Genomic DNA, 17,896 nt, shown 5'->3' on the forward strand with positions numbered 1-17,896 from the left:
CGCACGGCCGTTCCGAAGGCTCATAGCACCGTAGCCGAAGGCGAAGGTACTCCAGTCAGCCGCGATCGGCGGCGCAGCCCTCGCGCTGGAGCACCGGCAGCAGCTGCGGCGCCATCGACTTCAGCAGCTGCACCGGCAGCGCACTGGTGAAGCGGTAGTGCGCCGCGTGCGGCTCGCGCACGTAGGCCACGAGCGTGCCGAAGTAGCGGTCGCCAAGCGTGAAGACGAAGGTGGCCGTGCGTTCGACCTTGCGCTCGGCGATCACGCGTCCGCCGCGTCCGATGACCTGGAAGCGGTGGTCGCCGGTGCCGGTCTTGCCGGCGATCTCGAGGGGCTGCCCCTTCGCATCCCGGACTGCATCCTTGAGGCGGCGTGCGGTCCCGTTGTTCACCACGTCGAGCAGCGCGCGGCGGGCGGCCTGCGCCACCTCCGGCGCGAGCAGTTGCTGCGATGCCGCGCCGCGCTGCTCCAGCCGCGTCTCGTAGGGCATGTCGCGCGCGAAGTGCAGCACGCTCACACGCTGTTGCGGCAGCCGCCTGCCGTCGTTGGCCAGGATGCCCATCAGCTCGGCCAGCGCCGCCGGCCGGTCGCCCGAGGCGCCGATCGCGCTGGCGTACGAGGGCGTCAGCGAGGCGAAGGGATAGCCCAGGCGCTGCCATGAGCGATGGATCTGGGCGAAGGCGTCGCGCTCGATCAACTCGCGGATGCGCCGATCCTGCGCATTCTTGTGGCGCGTCCTGAAGAGCCAGGCGTAGGCGTCCTGCCGTACCTGCACGCTCGCGTCCAGTGCCTCGGTCAGCGTCGCGCCGGGGTGGCGCCGCAGGTAGCCGACCAGCCAGAGCTCCAGCGGATGCACGCGCGCCACGTAGCCGCGATCGGCCAGCGACAGGCCCGGGTAGGTCTTGTGCATCGTGCGCAGCGCGCGCGGCGAACTGGCCCCGCGTCCCAGGCGCTGCGTGAGCAGGTCCTCGAGCTGCGCCTCGCTGGCCTCGGGCTCGAGGGTGAACAGCACGCTCGCGAGGCGAGGCGCCGAGGGGCGCACGCCCTTCAGCAGCAGCGCTTCGGCCTCGGCCGGCGACTTGCCCGCGTACTTCCGGTGGAAGCGCGTCAGATACGCCGAGCCCTCGCGGTCGGCGAAGAGCACCAGCATCTCCCGCCGGCCCGGGTCGGAAGGGTCTTCCAGCATGCTGCGCCCGGCGGCCTCGTCGCCGTACATCCGGTGGCGCACGATGTCGCGCATCACGCGGATGAACACCAGGTTGACCGAGTGCCTGAAGGCTTCCTGCACCGTCATCGGCCCGCCGCGCGTGCGATCGAAATTGCTGAAGCTGTGCAGGCCGCCGCCGGTGAAGAAGGCTTCGCCCTCGCCCGCCGAGTAGCGGCGCTGCATGGCCGCCTCCAGCATCGGAGCAAGGCTGTGGTCCCGGCTGCGCAGCAGGTAGTCGCGTGCCCAGGTGCCCAGCGGATCGCGCTTGCTCGGCGGCCATGCGGCGATGGCGGATGCATCGCGCCCGGCCCAGCGCTCGTGCAGCTCGGCGACGAGTTCGAGGTAGCTCACCAGCGTACGCAGCTTGGCGGTGGAGCCGAGGTCCAGACGCGCGCCCTGGTTCACGTCGAAGGGCTGGTCGATGTTGTCGGCCTGGATGCGCGGCAGGTTGGCGAGCGCGCCGCGCTCGTACAGCGTGAAGCTGTAGACCAGGTGGCGCGGGTCGTTGCCCGGGTCGAGCAGGTGATGGCCGTACAGGCCCGCCGCCTTCGCGCCCGCCGGCGTGCGCAGTGCGGCCAGCGCCCGCGCCGCGATCGCCTGCGCCTCGCTGTCCATGCTGCCGTCCACCTCGAGGTCGAGCCGCTCGAGGTCGTAGGCGCGCGGCACGCCGAGCAGGGCAGACACTTCGCCGCGCATGGCGTTCAAGCCCTTGCGCTCGACGAAATCGGGCCGCGGCGTCGCGGGCCGCCCGGCCTGCCGCTGCAGGGAGACTTGCAGCGCCGCATCGCGCAGGGAGGGCGCGATCACGCCCGCCTCGGCCATCAGCCGCAGGTAGCTGTCGGTGAGCCGGGCCAGGCTCTCGCCGTTGTCCAGCAGGTGCTGCGAGGGCCGGCGCTGCGCGATCATCAGCGACAGCGCCTGCTTGAAGGCCTCGGCCTGGCGCCGCAGCACCTCGTCGGACGGCGGGGATCCCTCCGCGTTGTCGGACAGCAGCCGGTTGACCTCGCGCACGTCGCGGCCGTACCAGGCCCACAGGCCGTCGCCGAGGCCGTGCACCTCGCCGAATCCCGGCCGCGCGGCCAGCGGCACGGTGTCGAGGTAGTCGACCACCACCTGGCGCCGCCGCGCCTGCGTGTCCTCGCCTTCCTGGTAGGCGCGCAGCGAGGCCGACGCCATCTGGCGCAGCTTGTCGCCGATCGACACGGTGCGGCCCTGGGGCGAGTGGCGGTACTTCTCGATCTGGGTGGCCAGGGTGCTGCCGCCGGAAGCCGATTGCCGCGCGCCGACCGCCCGGTGCAACTGCTCCAGCGTCGCCTTCGCGAAGCGCTCCGGGTCGACCGCGGGATTGCGCTGGGCCGGCTGCGCGTCCAGCAGGTGGCGGTCCTCGACGAAGAGCAGCGCGTCCACCAGCAGCGGCGGGACCTGCTCGAAACGCTCGTACACGCGTTGGGGGACGCGCGATTGCGACAGGATGCGGGCGCGGCAGTCGCGCACCGTCAGGCCCGCCTGGTTCTTGTCGCGGTAGGGGCCGTAGAGGCCGTGTTCGTGCAGCTCGATCAACCGCGGCGACATGCGGGCCTGCTGCGTCACCTCGTAGCCGCGCGCCTGCAGACGCTCGATGAACTCAGGCAGCTGGCGGTAGCCGAGCCGAGCGTCGTAGGGCCCCGAATGCGGGAAGCGGATGGTGTCGCTGGGGCCGGCCTCCATGCTGAAGTGCGCATCGCGCCCCAAGTCGCGCCAAAAGGCCGACTGCAGCCTCGAAGTCCTGAGCTCGTCCACGGTGACGGCGACGAGCGCGGCCATCGCGGCGAGCCCCGCACCGAGCCAGAAGACCGTCCTGAGCCTTGCCACGACCTGCCTCGCTGTGAGCCCGTACCCGGGTTCTTCAGTCCGGATGATGCTCCTTTCGCGGGCTGTTTGGGGGAACGGGCAGCCCGGAACCCGCAGCGCCGTGCAAGGCTCCAAGCAGAACCGGCCTTCCTGCCGGCAGGAGGTATGAACCATGTTCCAAGTGAAACATTGGCAAGACCCTGTGAATGGGGCGCTGGGTGCCTGGCTGCTTCTTTCGCCCTGGATCCTGGGCTACAACGGCGAGGCGGCCGCGATGCCCAATGCGGTGATCGTCGGCGTCGCGCTGATCGCTGCCGCGCTCGGCGCCATGCTGCTTCCCCGCGCCTGGGAGGAGTGGACCGAAGCGGCGCTCGGCCTGTGGCTGATGGCGTCGCCTTGGGTGCTGCGCTTCAACGGCAACGCCGACGCCATGCTCGCCGCGGTCATCACGGGTCTGGTGGTGCTGGTGCTGGCGGCGTGGACGCTGTTGACCGACGAGGAATACAGCCGCTGGTGGCACCGCGCCGCGCACTGAGCGCGGTCCGCGCTTCTAGGCGGGGCGCTTGGCCAGCAGCGCCCACACGCCTGCGGCCGAGAGCAGCGAGCCGCCCGCCAGGTGGAAGCGCCGCTGCGCGCGCGGCGAGCTCAACAGACGCCGCGCCGCGGCAGCGAACACCGCATACAGCGTGGCGTTGAGCGTCGCCATCGCCACGAAGGTGAGGGCGAGGATCCAGAGCTGGCGCGAGACGTCCTCGCCCGGCCGGATGAACTGCGGCAGGAAGGCCACGAAGAACACGATGCCCTTGGGGTTGAGGGCGGTCACCAGCCAGGTGTTGGCGAACAGCCGCCAGCGCGAGCCCGGCACGGCCGGCGCCGCCAGCTCGGTGGAGGACACGCCGGCCCTGAGCAGCTTGATGCCGAGGTACAGCAGGTACAGGCCGCCGACCCACTTCACCACCGTGAACCAGAAGGCCGAGGCCGCCAGCAGCGCACCGAGGCCGAGCAGGGAGACCAGCAAAGCGGTCGAATCGCCCAGCGCCACGGCCGCCACCAGCGGCACGTTGGCGCGGCGGCCGTGCGCCATCGAGTAGCTGATGACAGTGAGGATGGTCGGGCCGGGAATGATCAGCAGCACCGCGGACGCGGCGACGAAGGCAAGCCAGATTTCAATGGACACGGGATGGGCTCCTCGGGAGATCAGGGGTTGGTGGCATTTGACACCAGTTGCGGCAGTCGCAGTGCCGCATAGACCGCGTCGGCCTGGCGCCGCAGGCGCAGCGACTCCGGCTGGGCATTGACCTGCTGCTGCAGGAGCCCCTGGGCGCTCGCCAGCGCCGTCGAGGTGCCGCTGGCGATCAGTGCATCGAGGTACAGCTGCTCGAAGAGGTCGCGCTGCGCATGGCTGCCGCCGATTTCCACCAGGCGCGGCAGCGCCAGGCCCAACCCTTCGATGGCGCCGGCGGCGTCGCCGCGCGCGTGGGCCAGGAGGCCGCGTGCAGCCGGCACGGCGACGCGCTGCCAGGCGGCCCGCGTCGAAGGCGCCGCCTGTGGCGCGAAGGCCTCGATATTGCGAAGCAGGCGCTCGGCCTCGGGCCGGCCGGCGCGCGCCAGGCCGTAGAGGTATTGCAGATCGAGGAAGGGCAGCACGTGGTCGTCGAGCCGCTGCCCCAGGTAGCTTGCCAGCGCCTGCCAGCGCTCGCCGACGTCGATGCCCGCGAGCTCGAGGCGTGCCAGCAGCGACACGGCGCCGATCTGGTCCTGCGAGTAGTCCTTGACCACGCCCCACACCTGCTCGTCGTAGACCGCGAGCGCTTCCGCGTCGCGGCCCAGGTCGATCAGGAACAGCGCCACGTGCCACCAGTTGTGGGTGACCATGAAGGAGTTGAGGCCGACCCAGCTGTCGCTCACGCCCCGCATGAAGTCCAGGCCCTCGGCGAGCCGGCCCTCGGTCAGCATCACGTGGCCGAGCGCATGGTGGGCCCAGGGCTCCTTGCGCTCCATCGCGATCGCGCGGCGCGCGCTGGCCTCGGCCTCGCGCATCCGGTGGCATTGCTCGTAGCCGAAGGCCGCCATGCCGTGCAGATAGGCCACGTCGGCGGCGGTAGGCAGCGCCGCCAGCGCGAGCCGCAGCATGCCGGGGCAGTCGCCGATGTTGAAGCAGTGGTACTGGCCCAGCTTGAGCGAGGCCAGGTCGCGCGGATGCTCGTGGGCCTGCTCGTGATGCAGGGCGATCGCACGCGCGATGTCGCCCTCGGCCCAGGCCGCGATGGCCTCGATGTAGCGCCGCTCGCGCGGGCTGGTGCGCGAGGCGCCGGCCTGTGCGCGTTCGATGAAGGGACGCGCGTTGGCGGCTGCATCGCGCGACTCGGCGAACAGGTGCAGCGTCGCGCAGTAGGCCTGCACGAGGGGGTTGTCGTCCTCCGCCGCCGCGAGCACGTCGGCGGCGCGCGCCTCGCAGGCAATGAAGCCCTCGACGAACTCGTTGACCGCGCGCTGGCTGGCTGGATCGGTCAGGGTGATCGGGTTGCCCAAGCTGTCTTGCATGGGCGCATTTTTGCCCAGGATCTGCACCTTGTCCTGTGAGCCGCTGACATCGTGGCGGAGCGCTGACGCGCTACGATCACCCATGAAAAGGACATTCCTGCTGCGTCTCGACAGAAAGGAGCCCGAGCGGGTTCTGACAAGGTCCGCCCACCACAAGGCGGCGACTGAAGACGTGAGCAACACGGCGCCATGAGCGGCATTCAGGCCAAGCGCAGGTTCATCGTCATTGCGCTGCTGTGCGTGGCCGTGGGGGGCGCACTGCTGCGACAGCTGTCCGAGCCCGGTTCGACGGCCCGCGACGTCGGCACCTTGTTGATGCTGCTATGGCTGCCAATCATCGGCAACGTCATCGCCTGGCTCATTGCCAAGCTGCGGCGCCCGCTGGCTGCAGAGCCCGCGGGTTTCGAACCCGGCAGCACTTTCCACCCCCATGCGCTCGTCGAGCTCACGCTGCGCGCGCCCCAGCTCCCGTCCGAAGACTTGCCGATCCCCGTGGGCGAGCACCGCTGCGTGCTCGTGGTGGACAACGAAGGCTTTTCGGCACGCTGGGTCGTGGCGCCGGGTCAAGCGTTTCGTCGCGGAATGGCGCAAACGCTTCACGTCGAGTTCCTGAAACCGGCGATCGCATTGCAGCGCTTCCCGCGCGACACGGCATTCCGGATGCTGGTGGCCGAATCGTTCGTGGGCGAAGGCCGGGTGCTGGGGTTGCTCGGGTAGCGACCGCGGAGGTGAGGCCGTGTCAAGCGCTTCGGAACGCGGCTGGCTTCTAGACCCCCGCCTGCTGGTGGCGGTACTCCTGCGTGAACCCGCCGTAGCCGTAGGCTGCGGCGCGCGCGTCGATCAGATGCACGTACGAGACCTCGTGGAGGTTCTTCCGCAGCGCCGCCATCGCGCCGTAGATCTCGCGCAGGTAGCGCGCTTTCTCCGCCTTGGTGTTGGTCTCGTCGGTGATGCTGATGTCCAGGTGGAAGGCCGACTTGCCGAGCTCGGCCAGCGACCGGCCGCCGATGAACCAGGCGTCGTCCGCGATGTACTGCACGGTGGTGGCGATCACCGGCAGCTTCTTGCCCAGCACGCCCTGGGTCAGTTCGGCGACGGTATCGACCACGCGGCGGGTGAGTTGGGCGTCGGGCTGGCCGGAGAGGTGAATCACGATATGGGGCATGGCGCTTTCCTTTCGAATCGTTGAGGACTTCATTGTGGAAAGTTGTAGTCCATCGGCAAAGCGGGAAGATATGATGGATGCCATCGGTTTATCGAATGGATGGATGCGGCCATGCAGACCTTCGACCTGGAGCAGCTCAGAACTTTTGTCGCCGTTGTCGAGGCGGGCAGCCTCACCGCGGCCGCGCCGCAGGTGTTCCTGTCGCAATCCGCCGTCAGCGAACAGATGCGCAAGCTCGAGGAGCGCGCCGGCCAGTCGCTGCTGACGCGCAGCAAGGCCGGCGTGGCGCCCACCGTCGCCGGCACGCGGCTTCTGGGGCATGCGCAACGCCTGCTGGCGCTCGCGGACGAGGCGCTGCGCGACCTGCGGGGCGACACGCTGCAGGGCGAGCTTCGCCTGGCGGTGACCGACTATTTCAGGCCGGGCGAGCTGGCGCGGCTGCTGGGCCGCCTCGGCGAGCGCTACCCGCAGGTGCGGCTGCATGTGAGCGTCATGAAGAGCGGCGCGATCGAGGCGGGCTATGCGCAGGGTCAGTTCGACGTGGGCCTGTCGATGCGCATCACGGGACAAGGCGACTCTGCTTCATCGAAGGCGCCGGCGCTGCGCCGCGAATCGCTGGCCTGGATGGGGGCGACGGGCCTGCGCCCCGTGCGCGGCGAGCCGCTGCGGCTGCTGGTCCTGCCCGACACCTGCTCGCTGCACCAGTTCACGGTCAAGCTGCTGAAGCAACGGCGCGTGCCCTTCACCGTGGCGCATGTCGCTTCGGGCGTCGCAGGTCTTCAGTCGGCCTTGGCCGCGGGACTGGGCGTGGCCTGCCTCAACGAATCCTCCCTGTGCGAGGGCGTGGCGCGCCTGGCACTGCCGCATGGGCTGCCTGCGCTGCCGCGCGTGGCCTTCCAGTTCCTGCCGCCGCGGCGCGGCGAGTCGGCGTTCGTGACGCGTGCGCGCGAGCTGCTGGCCTCGCAGCTCGTTTGAGCTGCGAGACGCGCTTCAGGCACCGGGCGGCTGCGGCCAGGGCCGTTGCGGCCCGCGGATCAGCTCGAAGGCGCGCGAGACCTTCAGCACGCCCAGGTCGTCGAAGCGATGGCCCGCGATCTGCAGGCCGATCGGCAGGCCTGCGCGGCTGTAGCCGCAATTGATCGACGCCGCAGGCTGCTCCGACATGTTGAAGGGTACGGTGAAGCCGATGTGCTCCAGCGGCCGCAGGGGATCGTTGGTGGGCGATGGCAGCTCGGCGTCCGACGGCAGGTTGGGCGCGGTGGGCGAGATCACGTAGTCGTATTGCGCGCAGGCTGCCACGGCCGCCAAGCGGGTCGCGTGGAACTGGCTGAAGGCCCGGAACACATGCTCGCCGCCGAAGCCGGCCGCGCTCTCGGCCCATGCGCGGATGTAGGGCAGCACCTTGGCACGCCGCTCCGCCGGCAGGGCATTGATGTCCACCAGCGAGCGCATGCGCCAGAGGTGGTCCATGCCGTCGAGCATGGCCTGCGACATGAAGGGCTGCAGGATCTCGACGACGGCGCCGGCCCGCTCGAACAAGCGGGCCGCCTCCTCGACGGCCGCACGGATCTCGGCGTCGACCGCCAGGCCGCAGCCCGCGTCGAGCAGCAGGCCGATGCGCAGGCCGCGCAGATGCTCCGCGCCGACGTCGAAGGACGACCAGGCGATGTCCTGCGCCGGCAGGCTCATGCTGTCGCGCGCGTCGGGCTGGGCCAGCACCTGCATCATGAGCGCGGCATCGGCGACGCTGCGCGTCATCGGACCGGCGGCGCGGCCCATGTAGGGCGGGTCGATCGGGATGCGGCCCAGGCTGGGCTTGAGCGTGAAGATGCCGCACCAGCTGGCCGGCAGCCTGAGCGAGCCGCCGATGTCGGTGCCGATGTGCAGCGGCCCGTAGCCGGCCGCCGCGGCGGCGCCGGCGCCGGCGCTCGAACCACCCGGCGTCTTCGTCAGGTCCCAGGGATTGCGCGCCAGCGTGTGGAAGCTCGAGAGGCCGGAGGACAGCATGCCGTAGTCGGGCATGGTGGTCTTCGAGAAGATCACCGCGCCTGCTTCCTTCAGCCGCGCGGCCGGCGGTGCGTCGGCGGCGGCCGGCCGAAGCTCGACCGCGGCCGTGCCGGCAGGCATCGGGTCGCCCTGCGTGGCGATGTTTTCCTTGATCGTGGTCGGCACGCCATCGAGCAGGCCCTGCGGCTCGCCGCGTCGCCAGCGCGCCTCGGAGGCGCGCGCCTGCTCGAGCGCGGCCTCGGGACGCAGCAGCCAGGTGGCCTGCAGCTTCGGTTCCCAGCGCGCGATGTGGTCGAGCACCGCCTGCGTGGCCTCGACCGGCGAGAGGCTGGCGTCGCGGTAGGCGTCGAGCAGTTCCCGTGCCGACAGGTCGTGAAGCGCCTTGCTCACGACCAGGACAGCGCCGCAAGGTCGTTGACGAAGATCGGGCTTTCCTTCCAGAGCCCCTTGACGCCCTTCTTGGCGACGCTGGGAAATTGGGGCTGGTAGAGGAATCCGTTCGCTGCGTCGGTGGCCAGCAGCTTCTGCGCATCCCCCAGGAGCTTGTTGCGCTCGGCCGCGTTGGCGGTGCTCTTGATCTTGGCGTAGAGCGCCGTGAACTCCTTGGAGTCGTAGCCCCAGTAGTAGTCCGGCTTGGCATAGTTGCCCAGATCGAAGGGTTCGACGTGCGACACGATGGTGAGGTCGTAGTCGTGTGCGCCACCGTAGGTGTTGCTGAGCCATTGCGCCCATTCGACGTTCTGGATCTTCACGTTGATGCCGATCTTGGCAAGCTCGGCCGCGATCACTTCCCCGCCTTGGCGCGCATAGGGCGGTGGCGGCAGCGTCATCGTGAGTTCGAGCGGCGTTTTCACGCCCGCTTCGGCCAGGAGTTTCTTGGCCTTCTCGACGTCGTAAGGGTTGATGGCGGTGGTATCCACATAGCCGGGGGCGCCGGGCACGTAGTGGCTGCCGATGGGCGTGCCGAAGCCGTCTGCAGCGCCCTCGATCACCGCCTTGCGGTCGATGGCGGCGAGGATGGCGCGGCGCACGCGCACATCGCTGAGCGGCTTTTTCTTGCTGTTGATCGCCAGGATGGTCTTGGCGCGAGAGCCGCCCTGGATGACCTGGAACTGCGGATTGTTCTTGAACTGCGCTACCGCGCGCGTGCCGATGGGCTTGAACACGTCGACATCGCCCGCCATCAGCGCTGCCGCCTGCGCGGCGGTGTCGGAAATGAATCGGAAAGTGACGCGCCGGAGCTTGGCCTCGCCCGGATTGCGATAGCCGTCCCACTTGCTCACGACGACCGAGGAGCCCTTGGCCCAGCTGTCGAGCTTGTACGGGCCGGTGCCGACGGGCTTCGTGGCGTTGGTGTCCACGCTCTTGGGCTCGACGATGATGGCGGTCGCCTGCCCCAGTAGAAAGGGCAGGTCCGGATCGATCTCCTTGTTGATCAGCACCACGGTGGTGTCGTCGACCACCTGCGTGCTCAGGTTGGCAAAGGTTCGCTTGTCCTTGTTGGTGCTTTTCTCGGCGCCGGCGCGATCGAACGAGAACTTGACGGCCTGCGCGTTGAACGGCTCGCCATTCTGGAACTTCACGCCGCGGCGCAGCTTGAAGGTGTAGGTCTTGAGGTCGGGCGAGACCTCCCAGCTTTCGGCCAGGAGTGGCGTCACCTTGCCGTCGGCGTTGATCTTCGTCAGCGTCTCGTAGATGTTGTAGTGGGTGATTTCCGCGATGGCGGACGCCGCGCCGGTGGTCGGGTCCAGGCCCGGCGGCTCGAGCGTCATGCCAATCACCAACGCGTCCTTGCGGCCCTGCGCCAGCGCCGCCTGCGGCAGGGCGAGCGGCACGGTGACGAGTGCGGCGGTGGTCAGGAGGGTGCGGCGTTTCAACATGGTCGAGGCTCCAGGCAAAAAGCTGAGAAGGGGAAATACGACGTTACATCATGCGTGGGCGGCGCGTGCTCGGGGGAAGCACCTGCTCAGGCGAGCGCCGTGGGCTCGGCGCGCGGCACCGCCGCGAGCAGGGCCTGCGTGTACGGGTGCTCCGCATGCGCGAACAGCTGCTGCGGCGCGCCGCGCTCGACGACCAGGCCGCGGTGCAGCACGCAGACCTCGTCGCACAGGTGGTTCACCACCGCAAGGTCGTGGCTGATCAGCAGGTAGCTGATGCCGAACTTCTGCTGCAGCTCCTGCATCAGGTTCAGTACTTGCGCCTGCACCGAAACGTCGAGCGCGCTCACCGGCTCGTCGGCCACGATGAGCTTGGGACGCGTGATCAGCGCGCGGGCGATAGCGATGCGCTGGCGCTGGCCGCCGGAGAACTCGTGCGGGTACTTGTCGAGGTCGCCGCTGCGCAGGCCCACGGCGGCCAGCGATTCGCCGGCGCGCTCGCGCTGCTCGGCGCGGGTGGTTTCGGCCAGCGCTTCCAGCGGCTCGGCGACGATGCGCGCCACGGTCTGGCGCGGGTCCAGCGAGCCGTAGGGGTCCTGGAACACCATCTGCACATCGCGGCGCGCGGCGCGCAGCTCGTGCCTGGGCAGGGCATGGAGGTTGCGGCCGAGGAGCTTCACCGTGCCGGCCGTCGGCGTGTCGAGCGCCATCACCAGGCGGGCGATGGTCGACTTGCCTGAGCCCGACTCGCCGACGATGCCCATGCTGCGCCCGGGCTGCAGGCTGAAGCTCACGCCGTTGAGCGCCTTGACCGTGGGCGGCGGGCCGAAGAGGCGCTCGCGCGGCAGGTTGTAGTGGCGCACCAGATTGTCGACTTCGAGCAATGGCGTCACTGGAAAACCTCCGCGCTACGCGCTGCAGTGCCATTCGGCTTGGGAGCGGCCCGGCGGCTCATGCCAATGTCCCTTCGGCGAGCACTTCGCCAAGGCGAATGCAGCGAACCTCGTGCCCGTGCGGCATGGGCGTGGGCGGCGGCCGCGTCGCGTGGCAGTCGTCGATGGTGAAGCGGCAGCGCCCGGCGAAGGGACAGCCGCCCGGCAGGTCGACCAGATCGGGCACGCTGCCGCGGATGGTGGACAGTTTCTGCCCGCGCTCCGCGCCGAGCGCCGGCCGGGCGGCGAACAGGCCCTGCGTGTAGGGGTGGGCGCGCTCGGCGAAGACGGCCGCCGTGGGCCCGCTCTCGACCACGCTGCCGCCATACATGACCAGCATCTTCGAGACGTTCTGCGCGATCACGCCCAGGTCGTGCGAGATCAGGATCAGCGCCATGCCGCGTTCGTCCACCAGGCCCTGGATCAGCTCGAGGATCTGCTTCTGGATGGTCACGTCGAGCGCGGTGGTGGGCTCGTCGGCGATCAGCAGGTCGGGCCCGCAGGCCAGTGCCATCGCGATGCCGATGCGCTGGCGCTGCCCGCCCGAGAACTGGTGGGGGTAGGCATCGAGGCGCGAGGCCGCGTCGGGGATGCCGACGCGCTCCAGCAGGGCCAGCGCCTCCTTGCGGGCTTCGGCGCGCGACAGGCCGCGATGCAGCCGCAGCGGCTCACCGACCTGGCGCGCGATGGTGTGGAGCGGGTTCAGCGCCGTCATCGGCTCCTGGAAGATCATGCCGATGCGGTTGCCGCGGATGTCGCACATTGCGCGCTCGGGCAGGCCCACGAGCTCGGTGCCGTCGAAGCGGATGCTGCCCGTGACCTTGGCGGTCGAAGGCAGCAGGCCCATCAGCGACTGCACCGTGATCGACTTGCCGCAGCCCGATTCGCCGACGATGCCGAGCGTCTCGCCGCGCTCGAGCGTGAAGCCGATGCCGCGCACGGCCTCGGCGGGGCCGCGCTGCGTCTGCAGCTGGACATGGAGATCGTCGACTTCGAGCAAGGGCATGGAGGGCAAGGGTCAGCGGGCGCGTGCGAGGCGCGGGTCGAGCAGGTCGCGCAGGCCGTCGCCGAGCAGGTTGAGGCCGAGCACGGCGAGCGCGATCGCCATGCCCGGGAACACGGCGAGCAAGGGGGCCTGGAACATCATGGTCTGGGCCTCGCTGAGCATGCGGCCCCACGAAGGCTGCGGGGGCTGCGTGCCCAGGCCCAGGTAGGAGAGGGCGGCCTCGGCCAGGATCGCGATCGCGAAGCGGATGGTGGACTGCACGATCAGCACCGCCGAGATGTTGGGTAGCACATGCTGCATCGTGATCGCGAACGCCCCCTTGCCGCAGGCGCGCGCGGCGGCCACATACTCGCGCGACCAGATCGCGTTGGCCGAGGCCCGCGTGATGCGCGCGAAGGTCGGGATGTTGTAGATGCCGATCGCGATGATCGCGTTGACGATGCCGGCGCCGAACACCGCCGTCATCATGATGGCCGAGAGGATGGCGGGGAAGGCCATCGAGAAATCGGCGAAGCGCATGATGGCTTCTTCCACCCAGCCGCGCCGCGCGGCCGCCAGCAGGCCCAGCGCCGTGCCCACCACCAGGCCGATGCCGACCGCGATCACGCCCACCAGGATGGACGCACGCGCGCCCACCAGCAGCAGCGAGGCCACGTCGCGGCCGAAGGTGTCGGTGCCCAGCCAGTGCGCGCCGGTGGGCGGCTTGAGCTTGTCGGCCATGTTCATCTCGTAGGGCGACCAGGGCGTCCAGACCAGGGAGACGGCGGCGGCGAGGACCAGCAGCAGCGTGAGAACGCCGCCGATGACGAAGCTGCGGTGGTGGAGGGCGCGGCGCCAGAAGCCTGGCACCTTGAAGGCTGCCGCGCTGGGCACGGTGCTGGGAACGGCGCTCATATGTCGGAGGCCTTGATGCGAGGGTCGATGACCGCATAGAGCACATCGACCACGAAGTTGACGATGACGACCATCGCCGCCAGCAGCATCACGCAGTTGCGCACCACGATCAGGTCGCGGTTGCTGATGGCCTGGAAGATCAGACGGCCGAGGCCCGGCAGGTAGAACACGTTCTCCACCACGATGGTGCCGGCCAGCAGCTCGGAGAACTGCATGCCCATGACGGTGATCACCGGGATCAGCGCGTTGCGCAGCACATGGGTCCACAGCACGGCGCGCTGCGAGACGCCTTTGGCGCGCGCGGTGCGGACGAAGTCCTCGCGCATCACCTCCAGCACCGCCGAGCGGGTGATGCGCGCCAGGATCGCGGCCTGTACCACCGCGAGTGAGAGGGCGGGCAGCAGCAGCGCCTTGAGGCCGGCGAGCACGCCGTCGTCCCAGCCCTCGAAGCCGCCGGCCGAGAACCACTGCAGCTGCACCGAGAAGACCAGGATCAGCAGGATGGCGAACCAGAAGTTGGGGATGGCGATGCCCACCTGCGTCAGCCCCATCAGGCCGACGTCGCCCAGCTTGTTGTGGCGCGCCGCGGCGGTCACGCCCACGAGCAGCGCGAGCACAGTGGTGAAGGCCATTGCGAGCAGGGCCAGGGGCACGGTCAGCGCCAGCCGCTCGAGGACCAGCTCGACCACGGGGGTGCTGTAGGCGTAGCTGTCGCCGAGGTTTCCGGTGAGCAGGCCGCCGATCCAGTGCCAGTAGCGGGTCCAGGCGGGCTGGTCCAGGCCCAGCTTGGTGGCCAGGGCCGCCACCGCGTCGGGCGAGGCGTCGGGGCCCATGAGCATCTGCGCGGCATTGCCGGGCAGGATCTCGAGCACGAGGAAGACGATGACGGAGGCGCCGATCAGCGTGGCGATCAGCGTCACGAAGCGCTTGAACAGAAAGAGGCTCATGGGGCGGGCCGCAGCATAACCCGACAGACGCAATGACCATGCCCGGGGCCGATAATGCGGCCCATGGCCCTCATGATCACCGACGAATGCATCAACTGCGACGTCTGCGAGCCCGAGTGCCCCAACGATGCGATCTACATGGGCGAGGAGATCTACGAGATCGACCCGCACAAGTGCACCGAATGCGTGGGCCACTTCGCCGAGCCGCAGTGCGTGCAGATTTGTCCCGTGGCTTGCATTCCCAAGAACCCGGCCCACCTCGAGTCCCAAGAGACCCTGTGGCAGAAGTTCGAGCGGCTGACTGCGGCCAAGGCGGCCGGCGCTGAAGGCAAGCCGCCCGCGGCCGCGCAGGCCTAGCTTTTGTCTGCGCTGCGGCGGCCGGCTTTTTCTGCCTTCTCCGCTTTCTTCTTCGCCGTGGCCACGGGGTCGTGGGCGCTGAAGTAGTCGGGCTCCTTCTTGCCCTTCTTCTTTTTCTTGGCGCTGTCGGCCTCCGGCTTGGGCGCCGCAGGCCGGCTGTCGATGAGCGTGGGGTGGCGGCCGGCCTGGGCCTTTTCCTGGCGCAGGCGCTCGCGTTCCAGCCTGTCGCCGGCGGCCAGGGCCTCGCGGGTCGTGCGATCCGCGTCACGTTTTTGGGTGGCATCGCGCGCATCGTCGAGAGCGAGCGGCTTGCCTTCCGGACAAGGCTGGTCGGAGTAGGTATTGCCGCAGCGCCAGGCGGCGGTGCCGGCCGCGGCAGCAGGCGAGGCCCACAAGGCGCAGGGCGCCATCGCCAGGATGGCGATTTTGGATGTCGAGTTCTTCATTCTTCTTTCTCTCTCCCTTGGGCTTCGAGGGTTGCGCTCAGGCCGGAGCGGGCGGTTCGCCTTCGCCCGGCTCGCGCCGCGGCGGCTTGGGACGCGACGGCTTGCTCGTATGGATGAGCAGGGTCGCCTTGTCCATTTCGCCGGCGACCAGGGCCGGGAAGGCGTGCAGCGTGCGGGCGATCGCGTCCTCGATCGCCTCGCGCTGTTCTTTCAGGGGCTTCTTCAGCACCCAGCCGATCACCTCGGACTTCACGCCCGGATGGCCGATGCCCAGGCGCAGCCGCCAGTAGTCGCCGGTGCCCAGTTGCGCATGGATGTCGCGCAGGCCGTTGTGCCCGGCATGGCTGCCGCCGCGCTTGAGCTTGGCCTGACCCGGCACCACGTCGAGCTCGTCATGCACCACCAGGATCTCGTGGGGCTCGATCTTGAAGAAGCGGGCCAGCGCGGCCACCGACTTGCCCGACAAGTTCATGAAGGTCTGCGGCTCGAGCAGCCACACCGGCTGGCCGCCCACCTGCATGCGGGCCACCAGCCCGTGGTAGCTGCGCTCCGGCGCCAGCGTGAGCTTGCGCTCGCGCGCCAACGCGTCGATCCACCAGAAGCCCGCGTTGTGCCGCGTGGCTTCGTACTCGGGACCGGGATTGCCGAGGCCGACGAACAACTTGATCATGGGGCGGGATTATCGGGTCGCCGCTCGCCAAAATAAAACGGCCCGCGCGAGGCGGGCCGTGGTGGCGAAGCAGGCGCGAGGCGCGATTACTTCTTCTTCGCGGGCGCCTTGGCGGGTGCTTTGGCGTCCGTCTTGGCAGCGGCCGGGGCGCCTTCGACAGCACCTTCCGCCGGCGCGGCTTCTTCGGCCACCAGCGGCGACACGGCCGACACCACCACCGGGTTGCCCCTGCCGTGGCTGATGTACTTCAGGCCCTTGGGCAGCTTGATGTCGCTGACGTGCAGCGTCGCGTTCTTGGTCAGGCCGGTGAGGTCCACTTCAATGAACTCGGGCAGGTCAGCGGGCAGGCAGTTGACTTCGAGCTCGGTCATCACGTGGTTCACGAGGTTGTGGTCCAGCTTGACGGCGGTGGACTCTTCCTCGCCCTTGAAGTGCAGCGGCACCTTGACGGTCATGCGCGTGCGGGCATCGACGCGCTGGAAGTCCACGTGCTGCACCAGCGGGCGGAAGGGGTGGTACTGCACGTCGCGCAGCAGCACCTTGCTGGTGGCGCCGGCCAGTTCCATCTCGAGGATGGACGAGTGGAAGGCTTCCTTCTTGAGGGCATGCCACAGCGCGTTGTGATCGAGTTCGATCAGCTGGGGCTGGCCGTCGCCCCCGTAGACGATACCGGGCGTCTTGCCCGAAATGCGGAGACGGCGGCTCGCACCCGTGCCCTGCTTGGCGCGCTCGTAAGCGACGAATTTCATGACTCACTCCTGTGGAAGTCGACCGCGACCAGTGCGACTCCGGTTTCAAAAAGGGCGCCGCGGAGGGCGCCCGGCTTCTTGCTCAGGCCAGGAGAACCCTCAGAAGAGGTTCTCCTGGTCCGAGAACAAACTCATGACCGACTCGCCCTTGGCGATGCGCTGGATCGTCTCTGCGATCAGCGGCGCCACGGAGAGCTGGCGGATCTTGGTGCAGCCCGTTGCGCCGTCGTTGAGCGGGATCGTGTTGGTCACGACGACTTCGTCGAGCGCGCTGCCCTTGGCGATGCGCTCGATGGCGGGGCCCGAGAAGATCGGGTGCGTGCAATAGGCGTAGACCTTCTTGGCGCCGCGTTCTTTCAGCACTTCGGCCGCCTTCACCAGTGTGCCGGCCGTGTCGATCATGTCGTCCATGATCACGCAATTGCGGCCGTCGATCTCGCCGATCACGTGCATGACCTCGCTCACGTTGGCGCGAGGGCGGCGCTTGTCGATGATGGCGAGGTCGCAGTCGAGCTGCTTGGCCAGTGCGCGGGCGCGCACCACGCCGCCGACGTCGGGCGAGACCACGATCAGGTCTTCGTAGTTCTTCAGGCGCAGGTCGCCGAGCAGCACGGGCGAGGCGTAGATGTTGTCGACTGGGATGTCGAAGAAGCCCTGGATCTGGTCGGCGTGCAGGTCCATGGTCAGCACACGGGCCACGCCCACGGTTTCGAGCAGGTTGGCCACCACCTTGGCCGAGATCGGCACCCGGCTCGAGCGCGGACGGCGGTCCTGGCGCGCATAGCCGAAGTAGGGGATGACGGCACTGATGCGCTCGGCCGAGGCGCGCTTGAGCGCGTCGACCATGATGAGCAGCTCCATCAGGTTCTCGTTGGTCGGCGCGCAGGTGGACTGGACCACGAACACGTCGCGCGCACGCACGTTCTGATTGATCTCGACAGTGACTTCGCCGTCGGAGAAGCGGCCGACGCGGGCGGCACCCAGCGAGGTGCCGAGGTTCTGCGCGATCTCGGCGGCAAGGCCCGGGTTGGCATTGCCGGTGAAAACCATGAAATCAGGATGGTGAGCCTGCATGAGCGTCCCGGCAAAAAAGGAAATGGCCCGTTTGAGGGGCCGCCAATACTCTCGTGAATGTGAGGATTTGGCAGGGGAGAAAGGATTCGAACCTTTGCATGCTGGAATCAAAATCCAGTGCCTTAACCAGCTTGGCGACTCCCCTACACAGGTTGGCGGCCAGAAGCCACCCACCGATATATGTCGCATCA

At 68.9% G+C, this 17,896-nt stretch carries 18 protein-coding genes and 1 tRNA gene; 4 read left to right on the forward strand and 15 right to left on the reverse strand.

What is annotated here, in order from left to right; genetic code table 11:
* Window positions 1-55: 55 nt before the first annotated feature.
* Complete coding sequence (locus GXN78_RS19205; RefSeq protein ID WP_106557470.1) at window positions 56-3,058, reverse strand: transglycosylase domain-containing protein; 3,003 nt, start codon at window positions 3,056-3,058, stop codon at window positions 56-58.
* A 151-nt stretch (window positions 3,059-3,209) separates the two neighbouring features.
* Between GXN78_RS19205 and GXN78_RS19210 the strand changes: the two genes are divergently transcribed.
* Window positions 3,210-3,572 carry an SPW repeat protein gene (locus tag GXN78_RS19210; RefSeq protein WP_106557469.1) on the forward strand — a complete coding sequence of 121 codons (363 nt, stop codon included), beginning with the start codon at window positions 3,210-3,212 and terminating at the stop codon, window positions 3,570-3,572.
* Window positions 3,573-3,587: 15 nt separating this feature from the next.
* Here the strand turns inward: GXN78_RS19210 and GXN78_RS19215 are convergent, their stop codons facing one another.
* Together GXN78_RS19215 and GXN78_RS19220 are read right to left on the reverse strand one after the other, a co-directional pair.
* A complete protein-coding gene (locus tag GXN78_RS19215; protein ID WP_106557468.1) occupies window positions 3,588-4,214 on the reverse strand; it encodes a LysE family translocator in 627 nt (208 codons plus the stop codon).
* 20 nt (window positions 4,215-4,234) lie between these two features.
* Window positions 4,235-5,581, reverse strand: a complete 1,347-nt coding sequence (locus GXN78_RS19220; RefSeq protein ID WP_106557540.1) for a tetratricopeptide repeat protein — start codon at window positions 5,579-5,581, stop codon at window positions 4,235-4,237.
* A gap of 189 nt (window positions 5,582-5,770) precedes the next feature.
* Here GXN78_RS19220 and GXN78_RS19225 point away from each other — a divergent pair, with 189 nt between their 5' ends.
* Window positions 5,771-6,298 carry a hypothetical protein gene (locus tag GXN78_RS19225; protein WP_106557467.1) on the forward strand — a complete coding sequence of 176 codons (528 nt, stop codon included), beginning with the start codon at window positions 5,771-5,773 and terminating at the stop codon, window positions 6,296-6,298.
* 49 nt (window positions 6,299-6,347) lie between these two features.
* Here GXN78_RS19225 and GXN78_RS19230 read toward each other — a convergent pair whose 3' ends face one another.
* Entirely contained in the window at window positions 6,348-6,746 is a 399-nt protein-coding gene (locus tag GXN78_RS19230) for a tautomerase family protein (protein ID WP_106557466.1), read from the reverse strand.
* A 111-nt stretch (window positions 6,747-6,857) separates the two neighbouring features.
* Between GXN78_RS19230 and GXN78_RS19235 the strand changes: the two genes are divergently transcribed.
* Window positions 6,858-7,721, forward strand: coding sequence for a LysR family transcriptional regulator (locus GXN78_RS19235; RefSeq protein WP_106557539.1), 864 nt, complete (start codon window positions 6,858-6,860; stop codon window positions 7,719-7,721).
* Between the two features lie 15 nt (window positions 7,722-7,736).
* Here GXN78_RS19235 and GXN78_RS19240 read toward each other — a convergent pair whose 3' ends face one another.
* The 6 genes from GXN78_RS19240 to GXN78_RS19265 all read right to left on the reverse strand — a co-directional run bounded on the left by GXN78_RS19240 (window position 7,737) and on the right by GXN78_RS19265 (window position 14,409).
* The gene (locus tag GXN78_RS19240) at window positions 7,737-9,143 is read right to left on the reverse strand and encodes an amidase (RefSeq protein WP_106557465.1); all 1,407 of its coding nucleotides are present in this window, start codon (window positions 9,141-9,143) and stop codon (window positions 7,737-7,739) included.
* Window positions 9,140-10,633 carry an ABC transporter substrate-binding protein gene (locus tag GXN78_RS19245; RefSeq protein ID WP_106557464.1) on the reverse strand — a complete coding sequence of 498 codons (1,494 nt, stop codon included), beginning with the start codon at window positions 10,631-10,633 and terminating at the stop codon, window positions 9,140-9,142. Before GXN78_RS19245 ends, GXN78_RS19240 begins: the two co-directional genes overlap by 4 nt.
* 86 nt (window positions 10,634-10,719) lie before the next feature.
* Window positions 10,720-11,523 (reverse strand): ATP-binding cassette domain-containing protein, encoded by an 804-nt coding sequence (locus GXN78_RS19250; RefSeq protein ID WP_106557463.1) that lies wholly within the window; start codon window positions 11,521-11,523, stop codon window positions 10,720-10,722.
* 58 nt (window positions 11,524-11,581) lie between these two features.
* Window positions 11,582-12,568, reverse strand: a complete 987-nt coding sequence (locus GXN78_RS19255) for an ABC transporter ATP-binding protein (RefSeq protein ID WP_106557462.1) — start codon at window positions 12,566-12,568, stop codon at window positions 11,582-11,584.
* A gap of 12 nt (window positions 12,569-12,580) precedes the next feature.
* Window positions 12,581-13,462, reverse strand: coding sequence for an ABC transporter permease (locus GXN78_RS19260; RefSeq protein ID WP_106557461.1), 882 nt, complete (start codon window positions 13,460-13,462; stop codon window positions 12,581-12,583).
* Window positions 13,459-14,409: an ABC transporter permease gene (locus GXN78_RS19265; RefSeq protein WP_106557460.1), complete on the reverse strand. Its 951-nt coding sequence runs from the start codon at window positions 14,407-14,409 to the stop codon at window positions 13,459-13,461. Before GXN78_RS19265 ends, GXN78_RS19260 begins: the two co-directional genes overlap by 4 nt.
* Before the next feature lie 63 nt (window positions 14,410-14,472).
* Here GXN78_RS19265 and GXN78_RS19270 point away from each other — a divergent pair, with 63 nt between their 5' ends.
* Window positions 14,473-14,766: a YfhL family 4Fe-4S dicluster ferredoxin gene (locus tag GXN78_RS19270; RefSeq protein WP_106557459.1), complete on the forward strand. Its 294-nt coding sequence runs from the start codon at window positions 14,473-14,475 to the stop codon at window positions 14,764-14,766.
* On the opposite strand, the gene GXN78_RS19275 is transcribed toward GXN78_RS19270, so the two are convergent.
* The 5 genes from GXN78_RS19275 to GXN78_RS19295 all read right to left on the reverse strand — a co-directional run bounded on the left by GXN78_RS19275 (window position 14,763) and on the right by GXN78_RS19295 (window position 17,850).
* A complete protein-coding gene (locus tag GXN78_RS19275) occupies window positions 14,763-15,212 on the reverse strand; it encodes a hypothetical protein (protein ID WP_106557458.1) in 450 nt (149 codons plus the stop codon). The two genes, GXN78_RS19270 and GXN78_RS19275, sit on opposite strands and share 4 nt — an antisense overlap.
* 37 nt (window positions 15,213-15,249) lie before the next feature.
* Window positions 15,250-15,882, reverse strand: coding sequence for an aminoacyl-tRNA hydrolase (gene pth / locus GXN78_RS19280; protein ID WP_106557457.1), 633 nt, complete (start codon window positions 15,880-15,882; stop codon window positions 15,250-15,252).
* An 86-nt stretch (window positions 15,883-15,968) separates the two neighbouring features.
* Complete coding sequence (locus tag GXN78_RS19285) at window positions 15,969-16,631, reverse strand: 50S ribosomal protein L25/general stress protein Ctc (RefSeq protein WP_106557456.1); 663 nt, start codon at window positions 16,629-16,631, stop codon at window positions 15,969-15,971.
* A 99-nt stretch (window positions 16,632-16,730) separates the two neighbouring features.
* The gene (locus GXN78_RS19290) at window positions 16,731-17,705 is read right to left on the reverse strand and encodes a ribose-phosphate pyrophosphokinase (protein WP_106557455.1); all 975 of its coding nucleotides are present in this window, start codon (window positions 17,703-17,705) and stop codon (window positions 16,731-16,733) included.
* A gap of 68 nt (window positions 17,706-17,773) precedes the next feature.
* A tRNA-Gln gene (locus tag GXN78_RS19295) sits at window positions 17,774-17,850 on the reverse strand.
* Window positions 17,851-17,896: the final 46 nt, after the last annotated feature.

The sequence above is a fragment of the Variovorax sp. WS11 genome (genome assembly GCF_010499245.1).
Classification (GTDB): Bacteria; Pseudomonadota; Gammaproteobacteria; order Burkholderiales; family Burkholderiaceae_C; genus Variovorax.